The 13136-nt window shown below is 55.2% G+C and carries 17 protein-coding genes and 2 pseudogenes; 17 read left to right on the forward strand and 2 right to left on the reverse strand.

All coding sequences use genetic code 11. The annotated features are described in order from the left end of the window. Genes C1P89_RS07665 through C1P89_RS07675 form a run of 3 tightly spaced genes read left to right on the forward strand, consistent with a single transcriptional unit; the run spans position 1 to position 1133 of the window. On the forward strand, positions 1-312 hold the full coding sequence (locus tag C1P89_RS07665; RefSeq protein ID WP_000211278.1) for a plasmid partitioning/stability family protein: 312 nt from the start codon (positions 1-3) through the stop codon (positions 310-312). Between the two features lie 60 nt (positions 313-372). Next, entirely contained in the window at positions 373-897 is a 525-nt protein-coding gene (locus C1P89_RS07670; RefSeq protein ID WP_000759756.1) for a hypothetical protein, read from the forward strand. Then, complete coding sequence (locus C1P89_RS07675; protein ID WP_000071295.1) at positions 894-1133, forward strand: DUF7446 family protein; 240 nt, start codon at positions 894-896, stop codon at positions 1131-1133. Before C1P89_RS07670 ends, C1P89_RS07675 begins: the two co-directional genes overlap by 4 nt. A 690-nt stretch (positions 1134-1823) precedes the next feature. Here C1P89_RS07675 and C1P89_RS07685 read toward each other — a convergent pair. Both C1P89_RS07685 and C1P89_RS07690 read right to left on the reverse strand, forming a co-directional pair. After that, complete coding sequence (locus tag C1P89_RS07685; RefSeq protein WP_000087812.1) at positions 1824-2870, reverse strand: phage portal protein; 1047 nt, start codon at positions 2868-2870, stop codon at positions 1824-1826. Then, entirely contained in the window at positions 2870-4621 is a 1752-nt protein-coding gene (locus C1P89_RS07690; protein WP_000613763.1) for a terminase large subunit domain-containing protein, read from the reverse strand. The genes C1P89_RS07685 and C1P89_RS07690 overlap by 1 nt, the downstream gene beginning before the upstream one ends. Before the next feature lie 154 nt (positions 4622-4775). Between C1P89_RS07690 and C1P89_RS07695 the strand changes: the two genes are divergently transcribed. From C1P89_RS07695 to C1P89_RS07755, 14 genes and pseudogenes are all read left to right on the forward strand, one after another. Then, positions 4776-5612, forward strand: coding sequence for a GPO family capsid scaffolding protein (locus tag C1P89_RS07695; RefSeq protein WP_001262659.1), 837 nt, complete (start codon positions 4776-4778; stop codon positions 5610-5612). 23 nt (positions 5613-5635) lie between these two features. After that, positions 5636-6688 (forward strand): phage major capsid protein, P2 family, encoded by a 1053-nt coding sequence (locus C1P89_RS07700; RefSeq protein WP_001055080.1) that lies wholly within the window; start codon positions 5636-5638, stop codon positions 6686-6688. A 45-nt stretch (positions 6689-6733) separates the two neighbouring features. Next, a complete protein-coding gene (gpM, locus tag C1P89_RS07705) occupies positions 6734-7534 on the forward strand; it encodes a phage terminase small subunit (RefSeq protein WP_000632369.1) in 801 nt (266 codons plus the stop codon). Between the two features lie 101 nt (positions 7535-7635). Continuing rightward, positions 7636-8130: a head completion/stabilization protein gene (locus C1P89_RS07710; protein WP_000063076.1), complete on the forward strand. Its 495-nt coding sequence runs from the start codon at positions 7636-7638 to the stop codon at positions 8128-8130. Next, a complete protein-coding gene (locus tag C1P89_RS07715; RefSeq protein ID WP_000865486.1) occupies positions 8130-8327 on the forward strand; it encodes a tail protein X in 198 nt (65 codons plus the stop codon). Before C1P89_RS07710 ends, C1P89_RS07715 begins: the two co-directional genes overlap by 1 nt. Then, entirely contained in the window at positions 8321-8623 is a 303-nt protein-coding gene (locus C1P89_RS07720; RefSeq protein ID WP_000256050.1) for a hypothetical protein, read from the forward strand. Before C1P89_RS07715 ends, C1P89_RS07720 begins: the two co-directional genes overlap by 7 nt. Then, entirely contained in the window at positions 8604-9152 is a 549-nt protein-coding gene (locus tag C1P89_RS07725) for a lysozyme (RefSeq protein WP_000593843.1), read from the forward strand. The genes C1P89_RS07720 and C1P89_RS07725 overlap by 20 nt, the downstream gene beginning before the upstream one ends. A 264-nt stretch (positions 9153-9416) precedes the next feature. Beyond that, positions 9417-9584: pseudogene (locus C1P89_RS26440) on the forward strand (Rz1-like lysis system protein LysC); the annotation flags it as partial. A gap of 109 nt (positions 9585-9693) precedes the next feature. Further along, positions 9694-10152: pseudogene (locus tag C1P89_RS25885) on the forward strand (phage tail protein); the annotation flags it as partial. Next, complete coding sequence (locus C1P89_RS25890) at positions 10153-10788, forward strand: phage virion morphogenesis protein (RefSeq protein ID WP_000356353.1); 636 nt, start codon at positions 10153-10155, stop codon at positions 10786-10788. Further along, entirely contained in the window at positions 10785-11366 is a 582-nt protein-coding gene (locus C1P89_RS07740) for a phage baseplate assembly protein V (protein ID WP_001271902.1), read from the forward strand. Before C1P89_RS25890 ends, C1P89_RS07740 begins: the two co-directional genes overlap by 4 nt. Further along, positions 11363-11713: a GPW/gp25 family protein gene (locus tag C1P89_RS07745; RefSeq protein WP_000213442.1), complete on the forward strand. Its 351-nt coding sequence runs from the start codon at positions 11363-11365 to the stop codon at positions 11711-11713. The genes C1P89_RS07740 and C1P89_RS07745 overlap by 4 nt, the downstream gene beginning before the upstream one ends. Before the next feature lie 3 nt (positions 11714-11716). Next, positions 11717-12613 (forward strand): baseplate assembly protein, encoded by an 897-nt coding sequence (locus tag C1P89_RS07750; protein ID WP_001111947.1) that lies wholly within the window; start codon positions 11717-11719, stop codon positions 12611-12613. Continuing rightward, positions 12606-13136 (forward strand): phage tail protein I, encoded by a 531-nt coding sequence (locus tag C1P89_RS07755; RefSeq protein ID WP_000071707.1) that lies wholly within the window; start codon positions 12606-12608, stop codon positions 13134-13136. The genes C1P89_RS07750 and C1P89_RS07755 overlap by 8 nt, the downstream gene beginning before the upstream one ends.

Raw genomic sequence — 13136 nt, forward strand, 5'->3', positions numbered from 1 at the left:
ATGACGACACCAACCAGACGGATAAGTTTCTATCTGAAGCCTGCGGCCGTCAAGAACGAAAGCGAAGCATGCGCCTGGCTGGGCAGCCTTACACCAGAAGCCCGCAAAAGCGGCCAACGCGTGGCTTTTCTGGCCGGGCTGGCACTTCTGAAAATGAATCCAGCAGAGGCTTACCGACTGGCTGCATGGGCTGACGATGAGGCGTTATCGGTGACACAAACCAGGACAGAACGCCCCGTGCCACAGCCAGTACCAACCGCACAGATAACCAGTCAGATAGCAGGGAATATCCGGGCATTATTTCCTGAATGACGAATTTGACGGCTTTTAATTTTATCGGGGTGCACTGTCGCCCCGCACGAGGAAAACACGATGAAAAAATACGAATACATGCTAATGAAAGAAGCACTGCGGGCTGGTCTGGCTCCCTGTCCTGTATCCGTAGAAGCTGTTGTTGGGAACACGATTTTCCGAACGCTGCGAAATCGCGTATCCGTGAAGATGGTTCACCAACCACCCAAATCTACCAGCATGATCTATCTGCCGCTGCCCGAGGCTATCAAACTTATGCGTTCGCTGAAATTTGCGATTTGGATGCAGACACAAATCAACAAAGCGGTGCAAAACACCTTCGTTAAGAGACTAATACCGGAGCTTGCTGCCAGATGTGCAAAATGTACCAGACCCGCACTTCAATTTGATCTGTCATTGATTCAACAAGCTACGGAGGCAGAACTGTACCGCCTGTCACCTATCCGTGATGCTCACACGGAAGCATCAGAAATGTTCCGGCTCATGTTTCAATTTAATTTTGCCGTTCGACGCACACGCGTTCAGGTCAATCGCATGATGCAGGAGCAGGAAGAGTTAACACAGTACAAAGGGGGCAGCCAGTGAGTAATTCAGCACGACTACAGCTTGGTTTTTCACCGCTATCAAAAACCATCGTATTGGCAAAAATGCGTGACTTAGGAGACGGAACAAAACGCCGCGTAGGAAATGATCGCGGTCGCGATGTAACCAACGAGGCCGCTCAACTCGTTTGGCATCTAGTCATGGCAGAAGGCGGTGAAATTAATTGGGAGCTGGATGATGGTTCTCGTATGATTTTGAGGGCCGAGAAGAGTAAATAGCTCAAGGGGGATTAATGCTAAATGATGATGAAGAAGAGCTGCTTATGCAGGAATGGTCGCTCGGTGATTATGATAATGGTGAAAATGGGTGCCCGCATTGTGGCCGTTATCGTTTATGTATCTGCCAGAATGGAAAACACAGATGTGAAAAGTGCAATTGGTCTCCGGAACTTAATGACTACGTGCCGATCGAGTGGTAGAGGTAAGTCACACTAGGTGTTTTTTAGTTGATTTTATAAATGCACAATAGTGCACAAATTTGCACAATTTTTTTGAACGACTTTTTGCCCTTCCGGCCCGCGTGGCGGCTGGATCCGTCAAGGATCCGTGCATGCACAAAAAAACGCGTTTTTTCTGCGCGCAGGTGACGGGGAACAGCCCGCGTTTCAGGGGGTAAATAGCATTCCCTGAACGATGTCGCAGAGATACAACAGAATGGCTGTATTTCTCACGCTGAGCGTGAAAAAGACGTGAGGGCTTTTGATTTGATGGGGTGAAAGGTAAGGCCGTCAAAATCGCACTGAGACGGCGAGAATATGCAGTCAACGAGGTGGGATTGCGTAAGAGTCTGACTGTCGATGATGGCAATCAGCAGGAAAGCGTCGTGAAATTATCTGACTGATACAGGAGCTGGAGAGTCGGGGCATAAATTTTTTATGCCCCGGCGAAGCAGCAGACAAGCGAAGCGCGTCAGGATGTGGGCTGGGTGTCTAACAGTGCGTAAGGGTTAAAGCGGATCACCTCTTCGCCAAGCCAGTCATTGATGTGCTTCATGGCCTCCATGACGGGCATCAGCTCGTTAATTGCGTAAACCCGCGCGGCCTTCTCCACATCACCAAACGCACTTTTTTCGCCCGGCATCGCCCCCATCAGTTGCGGCGGAACGCGGTGCGCAGCCAGCACATCATCACGGGATGCCGCCTTAACATTCATGAACTCATCCTTTGCGGTGATCTGCTGGAACGGCAAAATTTGCACCCCCTCTTTGCCCCCGTTGGGCGCATGAATGAGCACGTTTTTAAACGCACCACCACCACGTGCCCCCTGTAGCGTTTCTTTCAGGGAGTCCATGCTTTCGCGGTTTACCTGCGCTGCACCGATGTAGATGATGCACCCGGCGTGGGATCCGTTGTCGTAGTACAGTTTTCTGAACATGTCCGCCGAATGAGAAAGGCTGGCCGAGAGTAATGCGCCAAGATATTCCGGCATGCCGTAGATTTCCTGGTTAATATCCGGATTCATCAGGTGGCACACTTTGCCAGGACGAAACTGAAACGCATCCTTGCCATCCTGCACATACCACCATGATTCAAGATCGCTTCCGCGTCGCATGTATTTCGCCAGGGCGTGCCGTAATTTAAGCGGTTCGCCGAGCATATTGCTCCGAAGCTCAAGGAATGCGTTACCGAACACAAACCAGTCCAGCGCCAGCGCCGAGAAATCCTGCCGGGAAAGCAGCGGGTGCGGAATATAGCAGCCGAGCAATACATTGCGCTTAAAGTAAAGCGCAGACTGATGCCAGGACGTTTGCCGGGCAGCTCTTGCCAGACCGTACCAGTCCACCGGGGTTTCATACCACCGCCCGTTATCAGCACAGTACATATTGTCCAGCAGGTCATGCCCGGTCAGGCGGTAAGGACCATCAAATGTGAATGCACTGAGCGACGATTCTTTCCTGAGCGCATCAGCGAGATCAATGCGTGAACTCATGCGCACTTTTTTATTTTTTCTGCTCATCAGAACTCCATAACCGTGAAACGCTCGTTTTCTCCTTCGCCGCCAATCGGTTCGTTAATGACAGCAAGCATGGTTGCCCACGCAAGGTCGCCGTGGCTGATCCCCCTCGCGCGGTCCGTTTCGTAAGTGATAAAACCGCCCGGTGTTTTCACCTTACGCACGGCGTTAAAGGCCGCAACCAGCTCGCGTTCGGCGCGATCGTATTCCCACCGCCCGGCACGCATTATTTGCAGCATTTTCAGTACCAGCGACCGTTTTGATGACAGCGTGAAGGTGTAAGGGATGGCGGCGGGAAAAAACCGTTTCACTATCTGATAGACGGCATCCCCGTGCCCGCCCGTCGCATCAATGCCGATGTGTTCCACGTTGTAGCGATACGTGAACTCTTCAATAACTCTGGCCTGCTCTTCAAATTCCAGCCCCTGAACGCGTCGCGTCTCCACCGTTCTGAAACGACCACCAGGAACAGCCGGAGGAACCACCACGGACACAGCGCCGCTGTCGCCGTTACCACTGCTGCCGTTTGCGTCATACCCAATCCATACCGGACGATTCCCCATCGGGCGGGGGGCAAAGGGTTTCCAGTCTTTCCAGTCGTCGTATCCGTCAACACCGCAGCCAATCAGGATATTCAGGTTAAATGCCGATTCCCCTTCGCGGACAAACTCACACATATAGAGATTGCGGAACTCGTCTTCGGTGTTTTCATCACGAATTTCATCAATATCGGTGTGTTTCCAGCCGTGATTAACCACATCTTCCAGCGTGACAATTTGCCGCCACGTCCGGTCAGGGCAGATAAGCCCGTTATGCAGCGTTTTCCAGTCCACAGAAAAACGCTGGCGTTTATGCGCGGCCTTTTTCTCGTTCCAGCGGTCGCCGTTCCAGTAGGCGTATGCCTCGTGCGTTTCGGTGGATGGCGTGGAGAAGCAGGTGCGCCGCAGTCCGCTGAGGGTTGCCATAGCGCCAGCCACCTTGCGCAGTTCAGCAAAGCGACTGACCCAGAAAAATTCATCAAAATAAAAATTGCCCGTGTAAGATTGCGCCGTCGCAGCAGAAGTGCCGAGAAAATGCATCTCTGCGCCGTTGGAGAGGATGATTTTATCGCCCCCTTTCAGCTCCACATCGACTTCAGCCGCGGCCTTCTGAATAATGCTTTTAAACTGGAACGCCTGACGACGCGACGCAGACAAAAAAATCTGGTTACGCTGGTAAGGTTGTGCCACATCGTCACGCAGCGCCATCAGCAGTGCTTCCTGTGCAAAATACCAGGTCGCCCCAATCTGTCGGGATTTCAGGATCATCCTGTTACGTATCCCGGCTTCCCTGCAAAGCGTCAGGGAGTCAAACCAGCCCCGCTGATGCCACTCCAGCCTGCTGATGATTTTTTCCCGCAGTGCGGCAATCTGTTCCGGCGTGAAATGATTTTTGAGTTTTTTCGCCCGGCCTTTCTTTCCTGTGGCCGTCGCATCCGGCTGGCCATCATGCAGTTTTTTAAGCTGCCGGGTCAGCAGGTCTATTTCCTTAAAGTCACCACCTGTTTTATTCTGTTTTTCAGTAAGCTGGATGAGGCGCGCATCGATGGACTGCGTGACACGCTGCACGGGTGGCGTTTCATCCCACTGGTCGCGTTTTTTCCACGCATAAATCGTGTTCGGGTTTATTCCCATCAGACGTGATATTTCTGCGGGCGGATAACCCTGCCAGTAAAGTTGCCGCGCACGCTGGCGCACAAAAGCGTCCTGAATCATTGCTCCCCCTGAGTAATTACAGGAAGATTACCCGCGCGCGAAACCGTTCTCCTTAACCCCCTGTTCTGGCCGTTTTCTTACAACAAAAGCCCTTTGTATCAGCCTGTTACGCTTTGCCATCATGACTGAAGAACCAGTCAGAGGGGCAAAAACTATGGCTAATGAAAAAAAGACATCCCGCAAAAAGTTTCGCGTGGCTGTCTCCGGATCAACTGTTGATGGCCGTGAAATCAGTCCGGTGCATCTGCGTGAAGCCGCCGAGAACTTCAACCCGGATGTTTACGCTGCCCGCGTGAACGTTGAGCACTATCTCTCGCCATGCCCGTCAAGCGAATTTTCCGCAATGGGCGATGTCACCGCACTGAGTACGGAAGACATTACGGAAGGTCCGCTGGCCGGACGTACTGCGCTGTATGCAGAAATCGAACCGACCGAGCGCATGAAGCAGCTTGTCGCGGACGGCAAGAAAATCTATTCCAGTATCGAACTGCACCCGCAGTTCTCCGTTAACGGGCGCGCCTATCTGGTCGGGCTGGCGATGACCGACACCCCGGCAAGCCTGGGCACTGAGCGCCTGAAATTCACGGCACAGCAACGTCAGGCGGTGATGACGTTCAACAGTATCCAGGGTGAAGCACCGCTTATCTCCGAAGCCATCGAGTCTGAAATCATCGAAATGGCAGAACAACGCCAGGAAGAAGGCACCCAGTGGTTTAACCGCGTAATGGGGATTATTGGTCGTGGCCGCAAAGCGGATGACGCCAGTTTCTCCCGTATTCAGGAAGCGGTGGAAAGCGTCGCAACGTCACAGGCCGACATTATCGACCGTTTTAATGCGCTGGAAACACGCCATCAGCAGGACAGCCAGAAAATCACTTTACTGACCACGGAGCTGACAGCACTGAAGGAAAAACTGCGCACGCAGGACGGCGATCCGCAGAACCGGTTCACCGCAACGGGCGCAGCCTCCGACCAGCTGGCTGACTTCTGATAAGACAAAGGAGCAAATTTTTTATGAATCTGGTGATGTCAGATATTACCCGCAACAAGCTGGGTTGCTATATGGCGCAGCAGGCGTCGCTTAACAATATCCCGGTTTCTGCACTGGTATCGCGATTTACCGTGGAACCTGCGGTGCAGCAACGTTTTGAAAACGCCTCAAAGGATAGCACCGAACTTACAAAAAAAATTAACGTGATCGGCGTGACCGACCAGAAAGGCGAAAAAATCCTCCTGGACACCACAGGACCGATTGCACGCACAAATACCAGTTATGACGGAACAAAACGCCGTAACCCGAATAACGTGGTTGATCTGAAAAACCGCAAATACCAGTGCGAACAGGTGAACTACGACACGTTTATTTCGTATCCGCAGCTTGATGCCTGGTCGGCACACAGCGATTTTCAGTCCCGCATCAGCGCACAGATTGCCCGACAGGTGGCACTTGACCGCATCATGATCGGTTTCAACGGCACATCTCACGCGGATGAGTCCAACTTCAGCACCAACAAGCTGCTTCAGGACGTTAACGTGGGGTGGCTGGAGCACATCAGAACCAATGCCAGCGAGCGCGTAATGAATGACGTGACGCTGACTTCCCGCAACATGGACAACACCGTGGCGCACGCGGGTAAATACGCGAACCCTGATGCACTGGTACAGGACGCGCGCTCATCTCTGCTGGATGAATGGCACAAGGAAGCTGACGACCTCGTGGTGATTATGGGGCGCAACCTGTTTAACTCGCTGCGTCTGCCAGTGCTGAACAGCATCAGCGGCCAGAATCCCAATGCGGAATTACTTGCCGGGCAGCTCATCCTGTCATCGCGCACCATTGGCGGGCTGGGTGTGTTCCTTGCACCGTTCTTCCCGGATGCAACGATGCTGATCACCTCATTCAACAACCTGTCGATTTACTGGCAGAAAGGTTCAATGCGTCGTCTGATGAAAGACGAACCGGAATACAACCGCATCGCCACCTACCAGTCCATCAATGACGCTTATGTCGTTGAAGACTATGGCAAGTGCGCGATGGTCACTGGCCTGAAGTTCGCCGACAGCTAATCAACTCACGGCGGGCATCATGCCCGCCTGTAACGGAGAGAAAAAATGATTACTCCTGCACAGCAACACTGGCAGAACGTGATGGCACAGCGCGCAGGCCGGGCGAATGAAGGTGTGGACCACGCCGCGCGTACCGCGCATGAAGAGGTGCTGTATCGTCTGCGTCTGGCACAGGCCCGGCTTAAGGGCGTACAGGCCAGAAGCGCGAAAGCCGACATCAAAAAAGCGTTGTTGCCGGACTTTTCCGGCTGGATTGAGGGAACGCTGGAGGCTGACGGCGGGCAACAGGACGAAGTGATTGCCACGCTGATGGTGTGGGCGATTGACTGCGGCGATCTTCCGCTTGCGCTGCGTATTGGTGCGTATGCGGTCCGTCACAACCTCATCATGCCGGATAACTTTGGCCGTACTGCTGCCACAGTGCTGACCGAAGAAATCTGCAATCCGGTACTGACGCAGGCCGGGACGGATGCCGACGCGGATTTGTCCGTCTTTATCGAACCACTGGACACACTTTGGGAAATTGTCGCCAACCAGGATATGCCGGACGAAGTGCGCGCCAAATTATGCAAGGCGTGCGCCTTTGCCCGCCGTGGCCTGAGCGATGCGGACAGCATGGCCTCATCACTGAAGCTGCTGCGCGAAGCGATGCATCTGAACCAGAACGCAGGTGTGAAACGCGAGATTGCAACCCTTTCCCGCGCCCTGAAAAAAGCCGATTCCGCAGCCGCACCAGAAGACGCCAGCGCACAGCAGGCGCAGGACGAAAGCAGCGAAAGTAAAAAGACAACGCGGAAGCCTGCAACACGAAAAACCACCGCGACGCAGAAGGCGAAGCGCGGTTAACGACTGACCCCGTCAGCGGGCGGCGTGCGCGGTGTTCCGGTTTGGCTCCGTGACCGTTTACACCGCGCACCCACCGCCCGATTTTTTCAGGAGTGAACCCCATGAGTATGGTTGCCAGAACTGAACCCGGACCCGCAGAGGACGACATCACCGACACCGAAGATGGCGATACCCGTATTTCAGCGGGTGCATTCTGGCCGGATATTGTGCTGCGCGAGCTGCGTCTGGCGGTACGACTGCCGGGCCGCGTGACCACCTCCCGCCTGCTGCATACCGCCACCGGGGCCGTGGCACACGTTACCCGCGAGCTGGAAGCATGGCAGCAGGAACAGCAGGCGGCTGGCCATCAGACGCTGGCCGATGTTCCGGCACCTGTAATTAACGGAGAAAGCGTCAATCTCTGGCACTGGCGCAATGCTGTTTATACCGCCACACGCGCCCTGATTCTGGAGCGTTACCGCGATGCGGACACAACGGACAAGGGCGACCGCCGGGCGGACGCACTGGATATACAGACATCGGATTTGTGGCGCGATGTGAGCTGGGCCATCTCTGACATTCTGTGCCGCCCGCGAATCTTTGCGGAGTTGTGCTGATGAAAGTGAAGACACTGGAAGGCGACACCGTGGATTCGCTCTGTTTCCGGTACTACGGCACGACGCAGGGCGTCACCGAAAAGGTGCTGGATGCCAACCCCGGACTCTGCCGACAGGTATTTCTGGAAGCCGGACAGGAGGTGGAAATGCCGGAGCCGGAGAAGAAAAAACAACGAGAGATGATACAGCTATGGTAACAGGTTTTTTTCAGCGGGTGAGTGACTGGATCACCTTCTGGGCATCAGTCACAGCCACCACAATAGGCGTGATGACCATCAGTGAAAAAATCGCCCTTGCCGGGTTGTTACTCGGTTCTCTGTCTGCATTACATGCCTGGCGACATCGCCGCCTGATGGAAACCGCCATGCAGCGTCGCAATGAACTCATCGCCAGTATCCTGGCGCAGTCAGACGCACGGCCACTTCACGACAGTGAGCGTCAGGCTCTGAACATTCTGCGGGATAACGATACACATGATAAAGCTGCCCGTTAAACGTTACGCCGTAGCCGCCATTGTGGCGCTGGGGTTCTCCATTGCCCCTCACAAACTCCGGACCAGCCCGGAAGCGCAAATCCGCATTGCCACATGGGAGGACTGTCGCGCAACGCCTTACCGGGATATTGCCGGGGTAATGACCGTGGGGTGCGGCTCGACCGGGCATGTGGAAAATCGTCTGTACACCGAAACGGAAGTCGCCGGGCGCTGGGTTAATGATATGCAACATGCAGAAAACTGCATAAATCAGAACTTCAGCGGCAACGCCATGCCACAGTCCGCGTTTGAGGCAATGACAGATGCCGCCTTTAATCTTGGATGCAGAAATCTTATGTGGTTCAGGGATAAGAACCGTAACTACCACCGCACCACTATCTGGAAACATGCACAGGCGCACAACTGGCCTGACATGTGCAACAGACTGACTGACTTCGTGAACAGCGGCGGCGAACGCTCACAGGGACTGGTTAACCGTCGTACTGATTTTCGTGCATGGTGCTTACGTGACACCGGAGGCCAGTCATGAAAGTGCGTTACATCCTGATGATGGCACTGACCGTCCTCACGCTGCTGACCATAACACTCTGGCAGACATTCAGACTGGGGCAGGAAGACGGACACAACCGTTATACACAGGCGCAACTGGACGATTACAGCCGGACCCTGAAAGAGGCCGGCACCATCATCAGCACCGCATCCGGTGTACTGCGTGACGTCATGACAGCGCGCCAGAACCGACAACAGGAAGGGGAAATCCGACGTGAACAGCTACGCAACGATATCACGACAGATGCATGTGCCCGCGCTGTTCCTGACGCTCGCTTTACTGAGCGGTTGCACCAGCACGCAGAACGCGTCCGCGCCGCCGCCGTCGTTCCGTTTCATCCCGGAAGGGCTGACCGCCCCCGTACTTCCCCCGCCGTTTCCGGTGACGCCATCATGGGGAAACATCGGGATATGGAGCGACAGCCTCATGGACGCACTGGAAACCTGTAACGCCGATAAGCGGGCCATTGAATTACTGGAACAGCGCAGGCTGCAACGACTGAACAACGAGGACAACAACCATGCTGAAAACTGATTCCCTGCGTGAAGCCATGACCCGTTCATGCCGGTGGTGTCATGCCAACCCGGAAAAATTCACCATTTTCGTGGAGAGCGGCAACATTGAAACGACCGGAGAAACCCCATCGTTTGTTTACCGCTATCAGATAGTGATGTTTGTCATGGATTACGCCGGAGAGCTGGACGACCTCACGCTGCCGCTGCTGGCGTGGTTATCCGAAAATCAGCCACAGTTGTTGCTCAATCCGGAGCGTAATCAGGACATCAAATTTTCCGCCGTTATCAATGACGATGACAGCGCCGATCTCCTGTTTACGCTCCCCCTGCGGGAACGCGTTCGCATCACGCGCAGCAGTCAGGGCACACCGCAGGCAGAACACCTGCCGGAGCCAAAACCCCGCCTGCCCTCTTCCGAAGGCGACTGGTCGCATGTATTCCAGGATGTGACGTGGGGGAAAGCGATGGATAAGGCATTCACCCGCGTGGATGAAACCTTTGAGGCTATCCGCGACAGCCTGAATCAGCAGGCCATTAATAACATCGCCAGAAAGCTGGCACAGGATTTACGCCGCGCCCAGCAGGCGCGTATCCGGTCACAGAAAGCGCCGGACGGGACCGCATGGACACCACGCAGACGCCGCGTAACCCGGATACAGGAGCGCATTCGCTTTATCTGGAATAACGAAGCACGCACGCTGAAAAACTGGCATCACGACACGGGGAAATACGGGCGAACCATCACCGGGTGGGATGAGGATAAAAACAATATCCGCACGTTTTACCGGGATGACATCGACCGTTTTCTGGAAATACGCACCCGGCGCATCAACCAGGACAGCACCAGGCGCGTCTCCATGTTCGTAAAACTGCGCACCGCCCGCTACCTGAAAGCCCGTGCAGATGCTTCCGGTGTGACGGTGGGTTACAGCGGCGTGGCCGCACGTATTGCACGCGTTCATCAGTTCGGTGAGCGCGATCAGGTTGCGCCGGGCATTTTCACCGATTACCCGGTACGTGAGCTGCTGGGTATCAGCCAGGCAGATGAGCGCCTGATTTATAACACGGTGCTGGGCCGGATTGCGGAGGCTGTACGATGAGCGCAGAACTCATGCGACTGCTGAGCAATATCATCCGCACCGGGATCATCTCTGAAGTTGATGAGGAATCCTGGTGCGTGCGCGTTCGCAGCGGCGAACTGGAAACAGGCTGGCTGCGCTGGAACACCACGCGCGCGGGAGACTTCAACGTGTGGTTTCCGCCATCACCAGGCGAACAGGTGGCAATTGCCTGCATCGGCGGCAACCCGGAAACCGCCATGATAATCGGCAGCCTGTGGAGTGATGCCATTCCGGCACCCGGCAAAAGCCTGAAAGAAATCGTGGTCAGCGCGCCGGACGGCGCGGTGTTCCGCTACGACGCGGACGCAGGCGCACTGAGCGCAAGCGGCATGAAAACGGCCACTTTGCAGGCATCCATCAGCGTGACACTGAACACGCCTGTCGTGGAATGCACAGACCTTCTGAGAACAGCGACGCTTGACGTCACAAAAGGGGGAACGATGAGCGGCAATATCACGCACAGCGGCGGCGATTTCACCTCAAACGGCATCACAGTGCATACGCATAAGCACGGTGGCGTTAAAGGTGGCAGCGATTCGACAGGAGGCCCGCAGTGACAACCCGCTACACAGGAATGAACCCGGACGGGACGGGAAACCTGAACGATATGGCGCACCTGAAACAGTCAGTCAGGGACATCCTGACCACCCCGCTGGCAAGCCGGGTTATGCGACGGGAATATGGCAGCCTTGTGCCTGATTTGATTGACGAACCCATGAATAACACCACGCGTCTGCAATGCATGAGTGCTACCGTGATTGCACTGACACGATGGGAACCACGCATTGCCCTGAACGCCATCGACGTTGTCTGGAAGGCAGGAGGCCACGCCGGGGTGACGCTGTCGGGCACTGTCATGCAGACCATGCAGAATGTTGAATTAACCATCACGCTGAGGGAGTAAATCATGCCTGCCGTTGACCTTTCCCAGTTACCGGAACCCGCCATCATCGCGGAGCCTGACTTTGAGGCAATTCTGGCTGACACAAAGGCCATGATGATTGCAGCTTATCCCGCCGAACAGCGTGAAGTCGTCTCCGCCGCACTGGAACTGGAATCGGAACCCCTGAACGTTATCGCTCAAACCATGTCGTTTCGTGAAATGCTGTTACGCCAGCGGGTCAATGAGGCCGCACGCGCCTGCATGTTGAGCCACAGCGCCGGAACAGACCTGGACAACCTCGCGGGCAATATGAACACAAAGCGCCTGGTTATCACTCCGGCAACGGATACCACCGACGTGGTGATGGAGAACGACACCTCGCTGAGACTGCGGGCGCAGCGGGCGTATGACGGCCTGAGTGTTGCAGGCCCGTCAGGCGCATACGAGTATTTTGCCCGCAGCGCCAGCGGTCTGGTGCGCGATGCGCGGGCCATCAGTCCGTCTCCGGCAAATGTGACGGTTTCCATCCTGTCCACTGAGGGCGACGGCACAGCAACGGAGGCGTTGCTTAATACCGTTCGCGCCGTTCTGAATGCAGAGGATACCCGCCCGGTGGCCGACCGCCTGACCGTACAGAGTGCCAGAATCGTGACATGGCGGCTGAATGCAAAACTGTACTTTTACCCCGGTCCGGAATCCGAACCTATTCTGGCTGCGGCTGAATCGTCGTTCAGGAAGTGGCTGGCTGAGCAGGGGCTTATCGGTCAGGACGTGGCGTTGTCCGCCATTGCTGCCGCACTGCATGTGCACGGTGTGCAACGCGTGGAGATAATCGAACCCACACAGAATATGGCCATCAGCGACATACAGGCGGCGCGCTGTGAGTCATTCACCATCAGCGAAGGTGGGCGTAATGAGTAATTCACTGTTACCACCATCAGCCAGCAATTTCATGCGTTGTGCCGAAGCCGTCGGAACACGCATTACAGACATTCCGGCAGACCTCAACACGCTGTGGTCGCCGGACACCTGCCCGGTGCATCTGCTGCCTTATCTCGCCTGGGCGTTTTCCGTTGACCGCTGGGATCGCAACTGGCCGGAAGAGACAAAGCGACAGGTGATTCGTGATGCATGGCTGATACACCGACACAAAGGAACCATCAGCGCCCTGCGACGGGCCATTGAGCCGCTGGGATACCTCATTCGCGTGTCTGAGTGGTGGGAGTTCAACGGCGAACCCGGAACATTCAAGATTGATGTTGGCACGCTGGACAGTGGCGTGACGGAGGAAATGTATCTGGAAATGGAGCGGTTGATTGCTGATGCCCGCCCGGTCAGCCGCCACATGACAGGGCTGAATATCATTCAGGAGATTCAGGGAGATATTTTCGCGGCAGCAGCAACTTACGACGGTGAAGTCATTACCATTTATCCGGACGATTAA

It is taken from the genome of Shigella sonnei, assembly GCF_002950395.1.
In the GTDB taxonomy this organism is placed as follows: domain Bacteria; phylum Pseudomonadota; class Gammaproteobacteria; order Enterobacterales; family Enterobacteriaceae; genus ECMA0423.